The organism is Pseudomonas sp. R-28-1W-6 (genome assembly GCF_009799925.1).
In the GTDB taxonomy this organism is placed as follows: domain Bacteria; phylum Pseudomonadota; class Gammaproteobacteria; order Pseudomonadales; family Pseudomonadaceae; genus Aquipseudomonas.
The window spans coordinates 1-665 of record NZ_WELK01000023.1 but is presented as its reverse complement, the minus strand read 5'-3'; the positions used below and the strand labels follow the sequence as shown (position 1 = coordinate 665).

Annotated in this window: 1 protein-coding gene; it reads left to right on the top strand. The window is 63.9% G+C overall.

Translation table 11 applies throughout. The features are described from left to right. On the top strand, positions 1-665 hold a 665-nt coding region (locus F3I62_RS20060), incomplete at both ends, for an aconitase family protein (protein ID WP_256667844.1).

The window sequence follows — 665 nt, the reverse complement described above, 5'->3', positions numbered from 1 at the left end:
ACCGGTGGCGACTCGCACACCCGCTTCCCGATGGGCATCTCCTTCCCGGCCGGTTCCGGCCTGGTGGCCTTCGCCGCAGCCACTGGCGTCATGCCGCTGGACATGCCGGAGTCGGTACTGGTGCGCTTCAAGGGCAAGCTGCAGCCGGGCATCACCCTGCGTGACCTGGTGCATGCCATCCCTTACTACGCGATCAAGGCAGGTCTGCTGACTGTCGAGAAGAAGGGCAAGATCAACGCCTTCTCCGGCCGCATCCTGGAGATCGAAGGCCTGGACGAGCTGACCGTGGAACAGGCTTTCGAGCTGTCCGACGCCTCGGCCGAGCGTTCCGCCGCCGGTTGCACCATCAAGCTGCCGGAAAAGGCCATCGCCGAGTACCTGCGCTCCAACATCACCATGCTGCGCTGGATGATCGGCGAAGGCTACGGCGATGCCCGTACCCTGGAACGTCGTGCCAAGGCCATGGAAGCCTGGCTGGCCAACCCGCAACTGCTGGAAGCCGACAAGGACGCCGAGTACGCCGAGATCATCGAGATCGACCTGGCCGACGTCAAAGAACCTGTGCTCTGCGCGCCGAACGACCCGGACGACGCCCGTCTGCTGTCCACCGTTGCCGGTGAGAAGATCGACGAAGTGTTCATCGGTTCGTGCATGACCAACATCGG